We start from the raw sequence: 17,349 nt of genomic DNA, 5'->3' as shown, positions 1-17,349 counted from the left end.
ACTCCCGCGGCAGGGGCGCGGTGCCCCACTCACCCGCCTCATGTGAAAGGGACTGATGAACGGCACAGACGACACGATCACCGTGGCGCAGTGGAACGTCGAGCATGACGGGGGACACGATGGTCAACGCTGGGAGGCTGCGCACGAGCTACTGCGCTCGTACGCGCCCGACATCGTGCTGCGCCAGGAGATGACCCACAGCCACGCCCAGGGGCGGAAGCGCCTGTACGACGCCGAGCGGGCCCTCGGGCTGCGCGGCTTCCTCGCCCCCGCAACGCCGGAAAGCCCGAACGCGTGCGGCGTTTTCCTGAACACGGACGTGTTCGAGCCGCTGCACGAGTACCGGCACGAGACGCTGCGTTGGCACCCGCCGTGCAACCTCGTCGTCCGCTTCGCCTGCCACCCCGTACCGCTCTCGCTCACCTCGTTCCACCTGTGCTCATTCGACCCGGACACCCGGCTGACCGAGGCCCAATGGCTGACCACCCTCGCCAAACCCGGCATGGTCAGCCTCATCGCCGGGGACGCCAACAGCTACCCCCACGCGCCCGAGCGCATCCGCCTGCCGGACTGGGACGCGGTCGAGGACCGCTCGCACATCGCGCACCGCACCATCCCCGACCCCTCCGGCCGGTACAGCGACACCCGCCCCGACGCCATCCTCACCACCGCCGGGTTCCAGGACCTCGCCCGCTACGCGGCCGACCACCTCAACCAGCGTTACGCCCTCACCGCGACCGCCGGCTACCGGCGCCCCGACCAGGGCGGCCCGCAACGCATCGACCGCGCCTACGCCTCCGGCGGCCTCGCCGCCGCACTCACCGGCGTCGAGGTCATCGACACCGAGGAAGTACGCGCCGCCTCCGATCACGCCCTGCTGATCTACCGCTTTCACCGCGGCCGGATGGAACGGCTTTTGCAACAGCCGCCCGTACTGGCGGCGGCCCGCTGAACGGAAGGACTTCACCGCATGTCCGTACCGACCGAAGCACCCCCGAGCACACCCACATTCCTTGAGCTGGAGATCACCAGCCGCTGCCAACTGACCTGCACCCACTGCTACGCCGAGTCCGGGCCCACCGGCGACCACGGCACCATGAACGGCGACGAGTGGCGCCGGGTCCTGAGCGAAGCAGCCGAACTGGGCGTGCACACAGTGCAGTTCATCGGCGGCGAGCCCACCCTGCACCCCGAGTTCGCCGAGCTCCTGGGCTACGCACTGGGCGTCGGTCTGCGGGTAGAGGTGTACTCGAACCTGTACCGCCTCGGCGCGAAGGAATGGGCCCTGCTGGAGCGGCCCGGCGTCGGACTGGCCACGTCGTACTACAGCGATGATCCGGCCGAGCACGACGCCATCACCAGCCGGACCGGGTCGCACGCCCGTACCCGGGCCAACATCGCCGAAGCCGTCCGCCGCGGCATCGCCTTGCGGGTGGGCATCATCCACATGCACGAGGGCCAGCGCAGCGAGCAAGCCCGCGCCGAGCTGGAAGCGTTGGGGGTGGAGCGGGTTTCCGTAGACCGGGTACGGGGCGTCGGCAACGCCGCGGGGGCACTGCTGCCGTCCACATCCGCCCTGTGCGGCCGGTGCGCCGACGGAATCGCCGCGATCCTCCCGGACGGCACCGTGGCCCCCTGCGTGATGGGCCGCTTCCTGCCCGCCGGCCACGTCCAAGGCACATCGCTTGCGCGGGTGTTCACCTCGCCGCGCTGGCATCAGGTCGCGGCCAGCATCCCCCGGGCGAAGCGGGGTTGTGTGCCGCAGTCCTGCACTCCCGGCGAGGACTCCTGCCAGCCCTCTCCGGGCGCTGTCGCCTCTCCTGCGCATGCGGGACAGTGCCCTCCTACCTGCGACCCCGCGAACTGCGAACCCAGCGATACAGATTCTTGCGGACCTCGGGGTAACGAACCCTGCCCGCCCATGAGCGAAGTCGCCCGCCTGCCTGAGCGCGCCGGAAGGGAACGGACATGAGCTGGAATGCCGTCGACTGGCGCCCGCACGCCTCCCGCATGGCCGACGAGACCGTACGGTCCGAATCCCGCTGGCACCGCCCGCTGACGACGGTGCCGAGGCACCTGTTCGTCCCCCGCTGGTGGCAGTGGGAACAGCAGAACAGCAGCGGCGAGTGGGCCTATTCGCTGCGCGACGGGGCCAGCGATCCCGAGATGTGGATGCGGGCCGCGTACGACCGCTATCGCAGCCTGACCACCCGCGTCGGCTCGCAGCACGCGGATCTCGCCGAGTCCGGCGCCGTCCTGCCGGAGGACTGGCCCACCTCTTCCTCCACGCTGCCGCATCTGATGGTGCTGATGTACCGGCACGCGTTCCTCACCGACGACTCCCGCGTGCTGCTCACCTGCGGCAGCGGGTACGGGACCGCGCTGGTCTGCGCCCGCCTCGGCGCCGCGCAGGTCACCAGCGTGGATGTCGACCCCTACCTCGTCCAGATCGCGCGCGAGCGGCTGGCCGAGGCCGGATACCGTCCGCGCCTCGAAGTGTGCGACCTGACCGGCGAGCTGCCGGGCGAGGTGGACCGCATCGTCTCCACCGTCTCTGTCCCCGCCGTTCCGCCTTCCTGGCTCGGGGCGCTCGCCCCCGGCGGCCGACTGGTGACCACGCTCTCGGGCACCGGGCTGATCGTGGTGGCGGACAAGACGGACGACGGCGGCGCCGCGGGCCACGTCGCCCCGGAATACGCCGGGTTCATGAACACCCGACACGGCCCCGACTACCCACAGCCCACCGAGCACAAGGAGCTGTGGGAGACCGCGCAGCACGCCGAGGGCGAGAGCGTGACGACCGGCCGCTACCCGCTGATGTACGTGCCGCGCACCTGGGAAGTGCGCTCCACGCTGGAGCTGATGCACCCCGGCATCATCCACCGCCGCAGCGACGACAACGACGGGCTGCGTACCGTCTACATGCTGCATGAGGACGGCTCCTGGGCCCGCGCCGCCGCGTCAGGTACGTACGAGCTGCCCACCGTCCACCAGGGCGGCCCCCGCCGACTGTGGGACGAGCTCGACCGCATCCGCACCTGGCTCGTCATCGACGGCGACCTGCCCGTCAACGGCGCCTCCGTACGCGTCGACCCGGACGGCACCGTTCACCTGTCCCACCGCGGATGGGAGGCCACCGCCCATGCCTGAACCTGCAACCCCGCAGCGTCCCGACCTCGCCGACGAGCTGCTGCGCCGCATGGAAGCCGACCAGCACGCCCGCGGCATACGCAACGACGGCCCGAACGCCGCCCCCGACTGGCACAAGGCGCACGTCGTCGACGCCGCCAACCTCGCCGCCCTACAGCGGATCATCGACGAGCACGGGTGGCCCGGTCACGCCCTGGTCGGCGAACAGGCAGCGAACGCCGCATGGTTGATCGCCCAGCACGGCGAACTCGACTTCCAACTGCGCGCGCTCGCGCTGCTCGACGCGGCGGTCAAGGCCGGCGACGCACTGCCGCGCCAGCACGCCATGCTCACCGACCGCTGCCTCATGCGGCAGGGACAGCCTCAGATCTACGGCACCCAATACCAGGACACCGGCGACGGCCGCGGCATGCACCTCTGGGACGTCACCGAGCCCGAAACCCTCGACACCCGACGGGCCGAGGTCGGCCTCGACACCCTCGCCGAACAAGAAGCCCGGCGCACCGCCCAGTAACCCATCCATCGCTGCACAACCACAGACAGAGCCTCGGCGACCGGTGCAACGGTCGCCGAGGCATGGCCAATCAGCTAAAGACCTTGGAGCTGACCGACCAGTGCGCGACCTTATCGCTTGCTTCTGTGCCCTGCTAAGCCTGTGGCTGCCCGCCCGCAGGGCCACCCCTCACGCTCCCGCGCAGCCGGCCACCCCGCCCAAGCTGCCGGGCATCCTCCCCGACTCCGTCGGACCCGGGTTCCCTCGGCACTACGGCACCCGCCCGCAGGTGCTCGACGAGCACGGCCTCGCCCTCGTCCGCCCGTACTTCGTGGCGTACGAGCAGCGGGCGGAACGCCAGCGGCAGCGCGAGCGCCGGGTCGCCGCGGCCCTCGCCCCTGTGGGCATCGACTACGACGTCGCCCTCGTCGCCGCCTAACCATCGAAGCTGTACCGGCGAATCGGGGGTATCCGGACCCCATGAGGCAATGGTGGGTGCGAGTGGGAGCCCCGGTTGTCCTGGGCACCGCGGTGGGAGCCTTAGCCACCCTGATAACCGACAGGTCGTGGGGCTTTGACCTAGCGGCTCGCTGCGCAACGTTCTCGATCGGGTACATGCTGCTCGTGCCGGTCATGGCGTTTACTCGGCGCCGCGCCGAGCAACGGGACCGGCAGCACATGCAGGACATCGAGAGGGCACGGCGGGGTCGTCCCGAATAGTCGGCAATGGCCTGGGCGGATGCGCATCGGTAGATCAACGCGCGCCGCCGCTCAGGCCGCTTCGGCCCGTTCGCTCTCCTCCGCCCTCGGGTCGAGCCCGAGGTACCGCAGCAGGTCGTACCGCGTCACCCGGTACTGCCGACCCAGCCGCAGCACCCGCACCGGGTAGGCATCGCGCTTCGCGAGCGCGTACCCGGTCGTACGGCCCATCCCCAAAGCGCGATTGGCGACGTCGAGCCCGAACGCCACAGGCAGCGCGAGCAGTTCCTCGTGCGTCATCCCCCGCGACTCCCCCACTCCCTCGACAACGTGCACCGACACCCAACCTCCCTGTTCAACGACTCGTGATCTCTCGGCACGCTAACGTTTTTGTGTTGTCACGTGCCAGAACATATGGCAAGTTGCTCCGCCATGGAGCAAAGATCAGAGTGGGCGGAACGCCTAGCCGCCACCATCGCCGGCGAAGTCTTCCGCTACCGCCGCAACCAGGGACTCAGCGCACAAGCGCTCTCGGACCGCTGCACCGAACGCGGGATGCCCATTCCACGCGCCGTGATCTCCAACCTCGAAAACGGCCGCCGCACGAACGTGAGCGTCGCCGAGCTGCTCGTACTCGCCGCAGCCCTCGACGTACCCCCCGCCGCCCTGGCCTTCCCCGTCGGCTACACCGAGACCACCGAGGCCCTGCCCGACGCCCCAGTGCCCCCTTTCGAGGCCGTGCGCTGGTTCGCGGGCGAGGAACACAGCACCACCCCCACACCCGCCACAGCCGAGCCCACCGGGCCGCACAGCCACACGACATGGCGCACCGCCGGCGCCGGAGGCGAAGCGATCACCGGCTACCGCCGCGCCGAGCGGATCGCCGAGGCCGGCCTCGCGCACGCCGACCGCGCCGACCGCATGCGGGCCGACGCCTACAACACCGAAGACCCCGACGCACGCGCCGCACTCGCACGCGCCGCTCAGAAGCAGGACAGCGAAGCACAGAACGGCCTCGCCGACCTCATGCAGGTACTCGACACCCTGCACGACCTCGGCGCCACACAGCCCCCGCGCACCCTGCACGTCGAGCTCTTCCGCCAGACCACCCGAGGCAACCAGCCAAAGGGGCCCAACAAGTAAGGGGGACAGACACGTTGAAAGGCTCCACCTTCCGTCGCTGCGCCTGCCGCAATCCCGAGACAGGCAAGCAGTACGGGCAGGCATGCCCGAAGCTGTCCAACAAGCGGCACGGCCAATGGAACATCCGGCAGGAACTACCGCCCCGCGAGGACGGCACTCGCCGCACCTTCCGCCGAAGCGGATACGCCACCAAGGCGGACGCGCAGACCGACCTCGACAAGGTCCGGGGCCTGCTCTCCCTTCCCGACGCCAACGACCCCGAAGGGGACGTACGCATTGGCGACTTGCTCGAAGACGTCGGGGCTAAGAAGGAAGAGATACCCGAATACGAGGAGACGGCCCGCAAGTTCCGGACCGGCCAGTCGCTCACCGCGCACACCACGGTCGGCGAATGGCTCGACCAGTGGCTCGCCTCCAAGAAGATCCGCAAGAAGACGGCGACAGGCTACGAGTCGATCATCCGGCTTCACCTGAAACCGCGGATCGGGCACATACGCCTCGACAGGCTCAACGTGTCGCACCTGGTCGACATGTTCGACGCCATCATCGAAGAGAACGAGACCATCCTCGCCGACAACCAGGCCCGACGAGAGCAGGAAGCCCGCGCCAAGTGGGGCAAGCGCAGCCGGCCCCCGGCTGCCGAGCGCGAACGGCTCGCCGAGGAACGCGCCAAGCTCGCCGAGATGAAGCCCTACCGGAGGCCCACCGGGGCAGCTTCCCGGCAGCGCATCCGCGCCGCACTCCGCAACGCCCTCAACACGGCTATTGCGCATCAGCACATCACGTTCAACCCGGCCTCGTACGTCGAGATGGACTCGGGCAAGCGCCCGAAACCGCTGCTGTGGACGCCCGAGCGCGTAAAGCTCTGGCAGAAGACCGGCCAGAAGCCGAGCCCGGTCATGGTGTGGACTCCCGAGCAGCTCGGGACCTTCCTCGACCATGCCGAAGACGACCGCCTGTACGCCCTCTTCCACCTGATTGCGTTCCGCGGGCTCCGGCGCGGGGAAGCAGTAGGGCAGGACTGGGCGAACCTCGACCTCGACGCTGGCCTGCTCACCGTCTCCAAAGAGATCGTGACGGCCGTGTGGGACCCGTACGAGGAGGACCCCAAGACCGAGGACAGCGCCGCGACGATCGGCCTCGACAGCCGCACCGTCGCCGCACTGCGCGCGCACGGGAAACGCCAGCGCCAAGACCGGAGGAAGTGGGGTGAGGCGTGGCAGGAGACAGGAAAGGTCTTCACCCAGGAGAACGGGGAATGGCTGCACCCTGAGTTCGTGTCAGACGCCTTCCGCCGCATCCGGGATGCTTCGGGGCTGCCGCCGATCAACCTGCGCGACCTGCGCCACTGTGCGGCGACCGTGATGCACGGAGGCGGGGGCGACCTCCACTACATCAAGGAGACGCTGAGGCACTCCACGATCACCCTGACCTCGGACACGTACACCAGCCTGCTGCTGCAGGTAGACCTCGAAGTCGCCGAGGCCGCCGCAGACCTGGTCCCACGGAAGGCCCCACGTACCTCCGGGCTCACCTCGGGCTCACGTCGGCCGAGGGCCGCCAACGACAACAACAAAGCGCCCCGCCGAGCAAAGCCCGGACGGGACGCTAAGGCGCAGGTCAAAGAGGGTTCTCCCGATCCTGCGGGTGATCGTTCCGAGAGCCGCCTGTCGGATTCGAACCGACGGCCTTCTGTTTACAAGACAGATGCTCTAACCAGCTGAGCTAAGGCGGCGTGCCCGTGCAGTGTACCCATCGTGGGGCGTGGGCCGGTGTGGGCGGGGCTGAATCGTTGCCGCACGGGTGCTGACAGGGCGCGCTGGAGCGGGTTAGCGTCACCGCAATCCGCGCCGGGTGGCGTGGACCACACCTCCCTTTACTACGGATCGTCCGGCACGTACCTGCCGGTGAAGGAGACAACATCATGGCTACGGTCACGTACGACCAGGCGTCGCGCACGTACCCCGGCACCGAGACACCGGCCGTCGACAAGCTGGACATCGGTATCGAGGACGGCGAGTTCCTGGTGCTGGTGGGCCCCTCGGGCTGCGGGAAGTCCACCTCGCTGCGGATGCTCGCGGGCCTGGAGGACGTCAACGAGGGCGCCATCCGCATCGGCGAGCGCGACGTCACCCACCTCCCGCCGAAGGACCGGGACATCGCCATGGTGTTCCAGAACTACGCGCTCTACCCGCACATGACCGTCGCCGACAACATGGGCTTCGCGCTCAAGATCGCCGGCGTGCCCAAGGCGGACATCCGCAAGAAGGTCGAGGACGCGGCGAAGATCCTCAACCTCACCGAGTACCTGGGCCGCAAGCCCAAGGCGCTCTCCGGCGGCCAGCGGCAGCGCGTGGCGATGGGCCGCGCGATCGTGCGCGAGCCGCAGGTGTTCCTCATGGACGAGCCGCTCTCGAACCTCGACGCCAAGCTCCGCGTGCAGACCCGTACGCAGATCGCCGGGCTGCAGCGGCGCCTCGGGATCACCACCGTGTACGTGACCCACGACCAGGTCGAGGCCATGACCATGGGCGACCGCGTCGCGGTGCTCAAGGACGGGCTGCTCCAGCAGGTCGACACCCCGCGCGAGATGTACGACCACCCGGCGAACCTCTTCGTCGCGGGCTTCATCGGCTCCCCCGCCATGAACCTCGTCGAGGTGCCGATCACCGACGGCGGCGTGAAGTTCGGCAACAGCGTCGTGCCGGTCGAGCGGGGCGCGCTGGCCGCCGCCTCCGACAAGGGCGACCGCACGGTGACGGTGGGCGTGCGCCCCGAGCACTTCGACCTGTCCAACGGCGACGGTTCGGCGGTCTCCAAGGACGAGCCGGCCGGCGTCGCGGTCACGGTCAACGTCGTGGAGGAGCTGGGCGCCGACGGCTACGTCTACGGCACTGCCGACATCGGCGGCGAGAGTCGCGACCTGGTGGTGCGGGTCAGCGGACGGCAGGTGCCGGAGAAGGGCTCGACGGTGCACGTGGTGCCGCGCGGCGGCGAGACCCACGTGTTCTCGACCTCCTCGGGCGAGCGGCTCAGCGACTGACCGGCCCCCTGAGGGGCAGCCACCCCTAGGGGAGCCGGAGCCCCGGAACCCCCTAGGGGTGCCGCACCCCTAGGGGCCGACCGGCCCGCCCGAACCCCTAGGGGCCGACCGGCCCGCCCGACCCACCGCGGCGCACTCGCCCGCCCCACCGCGGAGCAACTGCCCCAGCATCACCGCGCCCGACCCCGAACACACCCCGCCGGGCCCGTACGCGCTCAACTCACCCGCGTACGGGCCCGGTTGGCGTTCCACCGCAGGGGCTACGCGTCAACCCCAAGCTCGAACAGCCGACTTTTCTCATCGCTCGACAGGGTGACTAAATGTCGCCATATCACTACCGCTCGCTACCATCACGGGCGTGAACCACGTAGCTCGCCGTATCGGCCGATCCCTCGCAGCAGTCCTCCCGGTCGTCCTCGTGCTCTCCGGGACCCTCGCGGTGACCCGCGTCCCGTGGGCGACGGCCCCCTCCGGGTCGCAGCTCACCGCCTCGGCGGAGACCGCGTCCACCCCGTCGACGGGCGCCGCGGGGACCACGGACACCCCCGACGCCGCCGGCGCCACCGGGACCTCCCACTCCGCGCAGCGCGCCCCGCAGGACGTGCTCCGCGACCGTCTGGTCGCCGAGCTCCAGGAGAAGAACCCGGGCGCCGCGCTCACGAGCCTTCAGAAGGAGATGACCCGCAAGCCCTCACTCGCCCAGCACTGCGCCTCGATCGCGAAGGCACTCGGCAGGGCCGCCGTGCAGAAGTACGGGGCGGCGCAGCGCGCGCACCTCTACTCCCGCCCGGTCTGCGACACCTCCTTCGCCACCGGCATCGCCCAGATGAACTGAGCCGTGCCGCGCTTCCCCTGACCCCCTCAGGGCGGCCATTAGGGTGCGCGGCATGGCAGCAACACACACGGCACCCGCCCCCGACCCCGCACCGACCCAGGCGGTCGTGCTGGCCGGAGGCCAGGGCTCACGGCTGCGGCCGTACACCGACGACCGGCCGAAGCCGATGGTGGAGATCCCCGGCACCGGGACGCCGATCATCGGGCACCAGCTCGCCTGGCTGGCGGCCGAGGGCGTCACCGACGCCGTCGTCTCCTGCGGCCATCTCGCCGAGGTGCTGGAGGAGTGGCTCGCCGCCGCCGAACTCCCGCTCCGGGTCCGTACGGTGATCGAGCGCGAGCCCCTCGGCCGGGGCGGCGGACTGAAGTACGCGGCGGCCGCGCTGCCCCGCGGTGACGAGCCCTGGTACGCGACCAACGGCGACATCTGGACGCGCTTCCCACTGCGCGCGATGGCGGAGTTCCACACCGAGCGGGACGCCGCCGCCACCCTCGCGCTGGCCCGCCCGCGCATCCCCTGGGGCGCCGTGGAGACCGACCAGTTCGGCCATGTGCTGGACTTCATCGAGGCGCCGCCCTCGCCGTACCAGATCAACGCGGGCGTGTACGTCTTCGCGCCGTCCTTCGCCGCGATGCTGCCCGAACGCGGCGACCACGAGCGCACCACTTTCCCCCGGCTGGCGCGCGAGCGCAGGCTCGCCGGCTACCCGCTACCGCAGGGCGCCTACTGGCGCGCGATCGACACCGCCAAGGACCTCACCGAGGCGGCCCGCGAACTGGAAGCCGCGGGCCACGGCCCGGACGCCTGATCCCCGTACGGGATCCCGTACGGGAAAACCCGCACTCCCTCAGGACGCCCCGGCGAACACCGGCGCCGCGTCGATCACCGAGTCGAGCGCCGCGCGTGATGCCCTCAACTCCTCGATGGTGCTGGTCATCTGCTGCCGCGCGGCGCGCAGCTCCTCCACCATCCCGGCGCACGTCGGCACCAGCCGCCCGCCGTCCTCCCGCATGCAGGGCAGCAGCTCGGCGATCAGCGCGGTGCCGAGCCCCGCGCCGAGCAGCGTGCGGATGCGCCGCACCACGGCGACGTCCTCCTCGCCGAACTCCCGGTACCCGCTGGGGCGCCGGCGCGGGTGCAGCAGCCCCTGCTCCTCGTAATACCGCAGCAGGCGCACGCTGACCCCCGTACGGTGCGACAGCTCTCCGATGCGCATGGCCCCCTCCTCGTCACCCGGATCTCCCCTCCCCCTCCCAACACCCGGACGCGCGAAAAGAATCCGCGCACGGTGCGGAACCGTGCGCGGACAGGGAACGGGCCCGCGGACGAGGTCCGCGGGCCCGGCCGCCGTACGTGGCGGGGACGCCCGAAAAACGGGGGGGGGAGCGGTCAGTTGCCGCCGCCCAGCAGGCCGCCCAGGCCGCCGCCGCTGCCGCCGTTGTCCGATCCCGAACCGTCCTGGGCACCGCCCGAGGAGGAGGACCCTGAGTCGCCCGAGGGCCCGGTGGAGGACTGGCCGTCCGCCGGGGAACCGCCCGTCGAGGGCTGCGAGGAGGTGCCGCTGCCGGGCGCCGACTGGCGCGCCGGGGGCGCCGTCTGCCGCGGCGCCTGCACCGTCTCGCGCTGCCCCGGGCGCTGCGAGGGGCGGCTGCTCTGCTGCTCCCGGCCCGCGCCGCTGGTCGCGGCGGAGGAAGGACCGGCGGAGGGACGGGTGTTGGTCCGGCCCTGGGTGCCGGGGACGCCGGCGGTGCCGTAACCCGAGTTCGTCCGCTCGTGGTTGCCCTCGGTGCTGCCAGGGAGGTGCTTGCCCGGCAGGCGGTTGGTCGGCTGCTCGCCGCGCTGCGGGACCGTCGACTGCTGCGAGTCGCGCACCGCGCCGCCCAGCAGCGAGCCGATCAGCAGCGCGAGGCCGACCACGACGGAGGCGATCAGCGCGCCCCGCTTGAGCACCCGTTCGCGCAGGTCCCACAGGGCGACACGGGGCCCGAGCTTCTTCCAGGCCTCGACGGCGAGATGCGCGTCGACCGAATACACCGGGGCGCCGGCGATGATCAGCGGGCTCCAGGCGGCCAGGTAGATGAAGTCCGGCGCGTCGTACGCGGGGACGGTGCTCCAGCTCACGGTGAGCAGCAGCGCGACGGACAGCAGGGCGCCGAATCCGGCGGCGAGCCGCTGCCACAGCCCGCAGATCGTGAGCACACCGACGATGACCTGGAGGAAGGCCACCGTGAGCCCCGCGCCGACCGGGTGCTGGAGCGCGAAGTCCCGCAGCGGCGAGGCGATCGTCCACGGCTCGAGGCTGCGCAGCCAGGTCACCATCGACCCGCGCTCGCCGCCGTCGAAGTAGACGGGGTCGCACAGCTTGCTCATCCCGGCGTAGATGGAGATGAAGCCGAGGAAGATGCGCAGCGGGAGCAGCACGACGCCGAGGTTCATGCGGCGCATGGGGTAGTACGCCTGGCGCCGGTCGCTCTCGGCCGCTGTGCCCGCCGCGGCGCCCGCGCCCCGGGCGTCGGGGTCCGCGTACGCCTCGCGCTCCGGGAACCCGGGGTGCTCCGGCTCGTCGAACGCGCCCCGCGCCGGCCGCACTCCGCTGAGCAGCGGCTGCGGCCTGGTGGTCTCGGCGGCGTCCGGATCGCGCGGGCCGACCACCGTGCCGGGGGCGGCCTGCCGCTCCTCCTCGACGCGGGGCAGCACCTGGGTGGAGGCTCCCGCCTCGCCGGTGTCCCGCTCCTCCTCGGCGACGACCGCGCTCAGCAGCGCGGTGGGATCGCCCTCGGAGGCGCCGTCGGCCGTGCGCCCGCTCCAGACGACGGGGCGCCGTCTGCCCGCGGCGGTGGCGGCCGCGGCGGTGGCGGCCGCGGCGGAGCCGGCGGCGGCCGGAATCTGCCCCGTGTCAGCGGGATTCCCCGAAGGGCGCGCGTCGGGGCGTGAGGTGCGCGCCGAACCGCCGAGCACGGGCGCGCGCGTGCGCGCGCCCTGCGCCGCGGTGGGGGGCGACGCGAGCTGGACGCGGAAGCTCGCATGGCTCACAACGACCTGGGCGGGGTCGGAGGGGACCTTGACCGAGCTCAACGTGGGCTCGTCGTCGAAGAATCCGCGCGGGCCGCCGGGGGGCTCCCCCGGGCGCGCTCCCGAGGGGCCGGGTGTGCGGGATGTTCTCGTGTCCACGCTCATCTAACCGAGTGATGGACGTTTAAGACACTGCCTTGACCCAACGATCTGTCCGAGAACCGTCAAGACGCCCCGAAGTCACGCGTGTTGTCCCGTGTGGGCGCGGGGGCGCGGGCATCCGGCCGCGCACCAAACATCCGTTCCCGCCACGCCCCCTGAGGGGGACCCGGGCGCCGGAACCGGTCCCGGACAGGGCCCGGGCCCCGGCGCCGAGGGGCTCAACTCCTGCGGCGGGCCGCCTCGTACAGCACGACGCCCGCGGCGACGCCCGCGTTCAGCGACTCGGCGCCGCCCGGCATCGGGATGCGCACGCGTACGTCGCAGGTCTCGCCGACCAGGCGCGAGAGCCCCTTGCCCTCGCTGCCGACGACGATCGCCACCGGGCCCTCCAGGGCGTCCAGTTCGGTGAGGTCGGCCTCGCCGTCGGCGGCCAGGCCGACGACCATGACGCCCGCCTTCTTGTACGCCTCGAGCGTCCTGGTCAGGTTGGCCGCCCGGGCCACCGGCGTACGCGCCGCCGTGCCGGCCGAGGTCTTCCAGGCGCCCGCGGTCATCCCGGCCGCCCGGCGCTCGGGAACCACCACGCCGTGCCCGCCGAACGCGGAGACCGAGCGCACCACGGCGCCGAGGTTGCGCGGGTCGGTCACGCCGTCCAGCAGGACGATCAGCGGGTCCTCGCCCTCGTCGAAGGCGGCGGCGGTCAGGTCCTCCGGGTGCGCGTAGTCGTAGGGCGGGACCTGGAGGACGACGCCCTGGTGGTTGAGCCCGTTGGTCATGCGGTCGAGCTCGGGGCGCGGGGCCTCCATGAGGTGGATGCCGCCGCGCTCGCCGGCGAGCTGCACGGCCTCGCGCACCCGCTCGTCGTTGTCGATGAACTGCTGCACGTACAGCGTGTTCGCCGGGACGCCCTCGCGCAGCGCCTCGACCACCGAGTTGCGGCCGACGACCAGCTCGGACGTGCCCTTGCCGCCCCTGCGCTGCTGCTGCTTGCCCTGCGCGCGCCGCGCCTTGGCCTGCGCGGCGCGCTGCTTGGCGTGGCCCTTGCGCATCTCGGCGGGCGGCGTCGGGCCCTTGCCCTCCAGGCCGCGCCGGCGCTTGCCGCCGCTGCCGATCTGGGCGCCCTTCTTGCCCGAGGCGCGCTGGTTTCCGCGCTGGTTGTTTGCCGCCATGTCACTGCACCTGTTTCTCTGCTTGCCGTGCCGGTGACGGTTTCCGGCCCCGGCTGCCGTTGTGTGTGGGCTTGTGCCGTACGCCGTTTACGCGGGGCCGCCGAGCTCCCAGCGCGGGCCTGCGGGGGTGTCCTCGATGACGAGCCCCGCGCCCTTGAGTTCGTCGCGGATCGCGTCGGCCGTCGCGTAGTCCTTGCGCGCCCGCGCGGCCTGGCGCTGCTCCAGCACCAGGCGCACCAGGGAGTCGACGACCGCGTTCAGGTCCTCGCCGCGCGCGCCGCCCGAGCCCTCGCCGGCCCACTGCGGGTCCAGCGGGTCGAGGCCGAGCACGCCGAGCATGGCCCGCACCTCGGCGAGCGCGGTGGCCGCCGTGGCGGTGTCGCCCTCGCCCAGGGCCGCGTTGCCCTGCCGGACGGTGGTGTGCACGACGGCGAGCGCCTGCGGTACGGAGAAGTCGTCGTCCATCGCCTCGGCGAAGGCGTCCGGCACCCCGTCGGCGGGCGCGACCCTGCCGACGGTCTCGCTCGCGCGCTGGAGGAAGCCCTCGATGCGCGCGAACGCGGAGTCGGCCTCGCGCAGGGACTCCTCGCTGTACTCGATGGTGGAGCGGTAGTGCGGGGAGCCCAGGTAGTAGCGCAGGACGATCGGGCGCCAGTGCTTGACCATCTCGCTGACCAGCACCGAGTTGCCGAGCGACTTGCTCATCTTCTCGCCGCTCATGGTCACCCAGGCGTTGTGCGCCCAGTAGCGCGCGAAGGCGTCGCCGTACGCCTTGGACTGCGCGATCTCGTTCTCGTGGTGCGGGAAGACCAGGTCTACGCCGCCGCCGTGGATGTCGAACTCGGAGCCCAGGTACTTGTGCGCCATCGCCGAGCACTCCAGGTGCCAGCCCGGGCGGCCGCGGCCCCACGGGGTGTCCCAGCTCGGCTCGTCCGGCTTGGCTGCCTTCCACATCGCGAAGTCGCGGGGGTCGCGCTTGCCGGTCTCGCCCTCGCCTGCGGGCTGGAGGAGGTTGTCCAGCTCCTGGTTGGAGAGCTGGAGGTAGTCCCCGTACGAACGGACGTCGAAGTAGACGTTGCCGTCCGCCGCGTACGCGTGACCGCGGTCGATCAGGGCGCGCATCATCTCGATCATCTCGGGGATGTGCCCGGTGGCGCGCGGCTCGTTGGTGGGCGGCAGGCAGCCGAGGGCGTCGTACGCGGCGTTGAAGGCGCGCTCGTTCTCATACCCGATCGACCACCACGGCCTGCCCTGGTCCGCGGCCTTGACGATGATCTTGTCGTCGATGTCGGTGACGTTGCGGACGAACGTCACGGCGTAGCCGCGGTAGGCGAACCAGCGGCGCATGATGTCGAAATTGAGCCCCGAGCGGATGTGCCCGATGTGCGGTGCGGCCTGCACGGTGGCGCCACACAGGTAGATCGAGACACAGCCCGGCACGAGGGGGCTGAAATCGCGGATCTGCCGGGCGCTGGTGTCGTACAGGCGAAGAGTCACGCGTCAAGGGTAGTAGGCGTGAGCGAATGCCGGTGCCGCCGCCTCGCGTCCGGGCGGCGGCACCGGGAACGGCGGTCCCGGGAGCGGCGGTCCTTGCGGTCCCTGGCTCAGATCCTGCCGACGACCCTGTGAGGGCTGACCCTGATGATCAGCCGCTCGCCGTCGTCCGCCGAGGCCGGGTTGAAGTCCCGGTAGTCCTTGCCGGTGTACTTGCGGGAGATCTCGTCGAGGAACGCGTCCGCGCCCTCGGAGGCGAGCGTGGCGGTGCCGCGGATCTCGGAGTAGACATACGGGTCGTCCGCGGGCTGCACGACCAGGGTGACCCTGGGGTCGCGCCGGATGTTCGCGGTCTTCCGGCGGTCCTCGGTGGTGGAGATCAGCACGTCGTCGCCGTCCCGCTTCACCCACACCGGGGAGAGCTGCGGGCTGCCGTCCGGCTGGATCGTGGCGATGGTGACGAAGACCGTGTCGTCGAGCAGGTCCTTGAGTCCGTCGGAGAGCGAGGCTTTCTCGGGCACGGAGCGGGGTCCCTTCTGGGCGGTGGTGCGCTGACGTTGCGGACTGCCGGTCTATCTCACGCCCTAGGGGAACGGGTCGTCAGCGCACGATGTTCCGCCCGTCTTCACACGGGTTCATGTGCACTCGTGCGGGGGCCGGGACCGGGTCATCGGGGTGGGCTCGGGGGCGCCGCTGCGGGGATCGCGCGGGCGGCCAGCGCGCCCAGTAGGGGTACGGCGGCGAGCACGGCCCACACCGTGCCCTGGCCCAGCCCGCTGCCCAGCAGCGCGCCGGTCGCCGAACTGCCGCCGAGCACCACGAGCCCCGACAGGGAGGACATGGCGCCCATCGCGAAGCCGAGGTGCCGCTCCGGCACGTGCTCGGTGACCAGCGCGCGGGCCGCGGGCACCGCCAGCATCTGGCCGAGGGTGAGGAGCAGGACGTACCCGGCGGCCGGGAGCAGCCCGTAGGGGCCGGTCGGACCGAACGGCGCGGCGCAGGCCACGACCGCGAACGAGGCGGCCACCACGAGCAGTCCGGCGCACAGCGTTCCCCTGTGGTCGCTCCGGGCTCCCGCCCTGCGGGTCACGGGGAGCTGCGCGCAGACGACCAGCAGCGAGGAGAGCGCGAACAGCCAGCCGAGCGCGGCCTGCGATCCGGTGGCCCTGACGACCTCCTCGGGGAGCGCCAGATAGAGCTGGTTGTACGCGAGCAGATAGGTGCTGTAGCCGCAGCACACGAGCAGGAACGCGGGGTTGGCCAGCACGCTGCGGGTCGCCGCGCGGGGCTTCCCCGTACCCGTACCCGTAGGGGATGCGGTGTGCCGCGGGGCGCGGCGCGGCATGTGGCGCCACTGCGCGGCCAGTACGGCGACGAAGACGAGGGCGCCCGCGAGGCAGGCGGCGCGGAAGTCGGCGAGCAGCAGCAGCGAGCCGAGCAGGGGACCGAGGAAGGAGCCCGCCTGACCTGCGGCGGAGAAGACCGCGAGGGTACGGGCGCGCGGGTGGCCCGTCGCCTCCTCGTGCCTGACCGCCTGGCGCGCGGTCTCCGACTCCACCGCGGGCGAGAAGAGCGCGGCCGCGAAGCCGACGACCAGGACGGCGCCGATGACCGCCGCTGTGCTCTGCGCGTACCCGAGCCACGCGAAGCCCGCGATGCGGAGCGCGCACCCCGTAAGGGTCACGGGGCGCGGCCCGTACCGGTCCGTGAGCGCGCCGCCGACCACGAACAGCCCCTGCTGGCTGAAGGTGCGCAGCCCCAGCACGAGCCCCACGAGCCACCCGCCCATGCCGAGCCCGCCCTGCCCGAGATGGGCGGCGAGGTACGGCAGGACGGCGAAGAACCCGACGTTGAAGGCGAGTTGGGTGAGCGCGAGCGTCTTGATGCCGGCGGGAAGCCCACGTATCTCGGTCAGATCACGCACGGGTGACCACCCCCTGTCCGCCGCAGCGGAAAGTCGCACAGCGGAAGTGGCCGGCGGTCGAAGCGCGACCCGGCCCCCGACCACGAGGCCGACCGGCACGGTCAAAGCGGGACTCGCCCCACGGCGCGAGCCGGCCGCCCGCAGGGCACGGCGCAGGCCGAAGGCCCGCAGGGCGCAGCCCGCCCCAGCCCGCAGGGCTGATCCGCACGGTCGAGCGCACATCTC

16 protein-coding genes, 1 tRNA gene and 1 pseudogene are annotated in these 17,349 nt (G+C 71.6%); 10 read left to right on the top strand and 8 right to left on the bottom strand.

Translation table 11 applies throughout. The annotated features are described in order from the left end of the window. Positions 1 to 55: 55 nt before the first annotated feature. The 5 genes from ABEE00_RS00480 (at position 56) to ABEE00_RS00460 (ending at position 4,082) form a co-directional block, all read left to right on the top strand. A complete protein-coding gene (locus tag ABEE00_RS00480; RefSeq protein WP_345743124.1) occupies positions 56 to 952 on the top strand; it encodes an endonuclease/exonuclease/phosphatase family protein in 897 nt (298 codons plus the stop codon). A gap of 18 nt (positions 953 to 970) precedes the next feature. Next, complete coding sequence (locus tag ABEE00_RS00475; protein ID WP_345743123.1) at positions 971 to 1,972, top strand: radical SAM protein; 1,002 nt, start codon at positions 971 to 973, stop codon at positions 1,970 to 1,972. Then, positions 1,969 to 3,150 carry a methyltransferase domain-containing protein gene (locus ABEE00_RS00470; protein WP_345743122.1) on the top strand — a complete coding sequence of 394 codons (1,182 nt, stop codon included), beginning with the start codon at positions 1,969 to 1,971 and terminating at the stop codon, positions 3,148 to 3,150. The genes ABEE00_RS00475 and ABEE00_RS00470 overlap by 4 nt, the downstream gene beginning before the upstream one ends. Then, positions 3,143 to 3,664, top strand: coding sequence for a DUF6624 domain-containing protein (locus ABEE00_RS00465; RefSeq protein ID WP_345743121.1), 522 nt, complete (start codon positions 3,143 to 3,145; stop codon positions 3,662 to 3,664). Before ABEE00_RS00470 ends, ABEE00_RS00465 begins: the two co-directional genes overlap by 8 nt. Before the next feature lie 268 nt (positions 3,665 to 3,932). After that, positions 3,933 to 4,082 carry a hypothetical protein gene (locus tag ABEE00_RS00460; RefSeq protein WP_345743120.1) on the top strand — a complete coding sequence of 50 codons (150 nt, stop codon included), beginning with the start codon at positions 3,933 to 3,935 and terminating at the stop codon, positions 4,080 to 4,082. A 332-nt stretch (positions 4,083 to 4,414) separates the two neighbouring features. Here the strand turns inward: ABEE00_RS00460 and ABEE00_RS00455 are convergent, their stop codons facing one another. Next, positions 4,415 to 4,642: an integrase gene (locus ABEE00_RS00455; RefSeq protein WP_345743119.1), complete on the bottom strand. Its 228-nt coding sequence runs from the start codon at positions 4,640 to 4,642 to the stop codon at positions 4,415 to 4,417. A gap of 132 nt (positions 4,643 to 4,774) precedes the next feature. On the opposite strand from ABEE00_RS00455, the gene ABEE00_RS00450 reads away from it, so the two are divergent. Both ABEE00_RS00450 and ABEE00_RS00445 read left to right on the top strand, forming a co-directional pair. After that, positions 4,775 to 5,485, top strand: a complete 711-nt coding sequence (locus ABEE00_RS00450; RefSeq protein WP_345743118.1) for a helix-turn-helix domain-containing protein — start codon at positions 4,775 to 4,777, stop codon at positions 5,483 to 5,485. A gap of 14 nt (positions 5,486 to 5,499) precedes the next feature. Further along, a pseudogene (locus ABEE00_RS00445) lies at positions 5,500 to 6,999 on the top strand (site-specific integrase); the annotation flags it as partial. A gap of 147 nt (positions 7,000 to 7,146) precedes the next feature. Here the strand turns inward: ABEE00_RS00445 and ABEE00_RS00440 are convergent. Next, a tRNA-Thr gene (locus ABEE00_RS00440) sits at positions 7,147 to 7,220 on the bottom strand. Positions 7,221 to 7,409: 189 nt separating this feature from the next. On the opposite strand from ABEE00_RS00440, the gene ABEE00_RS00435 reads away from it, so the two are divergent. The 3 genes from ABEE00_RS00435 to ABEE00_RS00425 all read left to right on the top strand — a co-directional run bounded on the left by ABEE00_RS00435 (position 7,410) and on the right by ABEE00_RS00425 (position 10,171). Then, positions 7,410 to 8,528, top strand: a complete 1,119-nt coding sequence (locus ABEE00_RS00435) for an ABC transporter ATP-binding protein (RefSeq protein ID WP_345743117.1) — start codon at positions 7,410 to 7,412, stop codon at positions 8,526 to 8,528. Between the two features lie 358 nt (positions 8,529 to 8,886). Then, the gene (locus tag ABEE00_RS00430; RefSeq protein WP_345743116.1) at positions 8,887 to 9,363 is read left to right on the top strand and encodes a hypothetical protein; all 477 of its coding nucleotides are present in this window, start codon (positions 8,887 to 8,889) and stop codon (positions 9,361 to 9,363) included. A 52-nt stretch (positions 9,364 to 9,415) separates the two neighbouring features. Further along, positions 9,416 to 10,171 carry a nucleotidyltransferase family protein gene (locus ABEE00_RS00425; protein WP_345743115.1) on the top strand — a complete coding sequence of 252 codons (756 nt, stop codon included), beginning with the start codon at positions 9,416 to 9,418 and terminating at the stop codon, positions 10,169 to 10,171. A gap of 39 nt (positions 10,172 to 10,210) precedes the next feature. Here the strand turns inward: ABEE00_RS00425 and ABEE00_RS00420 are convergent, their stop codons facing one another. The 6 genes from ABEE00_RS00420 to ABEE00_RS00395 form a co-directional block, all read right to left on the bottom strand. Then, positions 10,211 to 10,579 carry a MerR family transcriptional regulator gene (locus ABEE00_RS00420; RefSeq protein WP_345743114.1) on the bottom strand — a complete coding sequence of 123 codons (369 nt, stop codon included), beginning with the start codon at positions 10,577 to 10,579 and terminating at the stop codon, positions 10,211 to 10,213. A 173-nt stretch (positions 10,580 to 10,752) separates the two neighbouring features. Then, positions 10,753 to 12,540 (bottom strand): DoxX family protein, encoded by a 1,788-nt coding sequence (locus ABEE00_RS00415; protein WP_345743113.1) that lies wholly within the window; start codon positions 12,538 to 12,540, stop codon positions 10,753 to 10,755. A gap of 215 nt (positions 12,541 to 12,755) precedes the next feature. After that, positions 12,756 to 13,706, bottom strand: a complete 951-nt coding sequence (rlmB, locus tag ABEE00_RS00410; RefSeq protein WP_345743112.1) for a 23S rRNA (guanosine(2251)-2'-O)-methyltransferase RlmB — start codon at positions 13,704 to 13,706, stop codon at positions 12,756 to 12,758. 87 nt (positions 13,707 to 13,793) lie between these two features. Beyond that, positions 13,794 to 15,203: a cysteine--tRNA ligase gene (cysS, locus tag ABEE00_RS00405; protein WP_345743111.1), complete on the bottom strand. Its 1,410-nt coding sequence runs from the start codon at positions 15,201 to 15,203 to the stop codon at positions 13,794 to 13,796. 107 nt (positions 15,204 to 15,310) lie between these two features. Then, positions 15,311 to 15,721, bottom strand: coding sequence for a PPOX class F420-dependent oxidoreductase (locus ABEE00_RS00400; RefSeq protein WP_345743110.1), 411 nt, complete (start codon positions 15,719 to 15,721; stop codon positions 15,311 to 15,313). A gap of 146 nt (positions 15,722 to 15,867) precedes the next feature. Next, entirely contained in the window at positions 15,868 to 17,346 is a 1,479-nt protein-coding gene (locus ABEE00_RS00395; protein ID WP_345743109.1) for an MFS transporter, read from the bottom strand. Between the last annotated feature and the right edge of the window lie 3 nt (positions 17,347 to 17,349).

Source organism: Streptomyces odontomachicola (assembly GCF_039605595.1).
Taxonomy (GTDB): Bacteria; Actinomycetota; Actinomycetes; order Streptomycetales; family Streptomycetaceae; genus Streptomyces.
The sequence above is the reverse complement of the archived record's forward strand: the minus strand, read 5'-3'. Positions and strand labels throughout refer to the sequence as shown.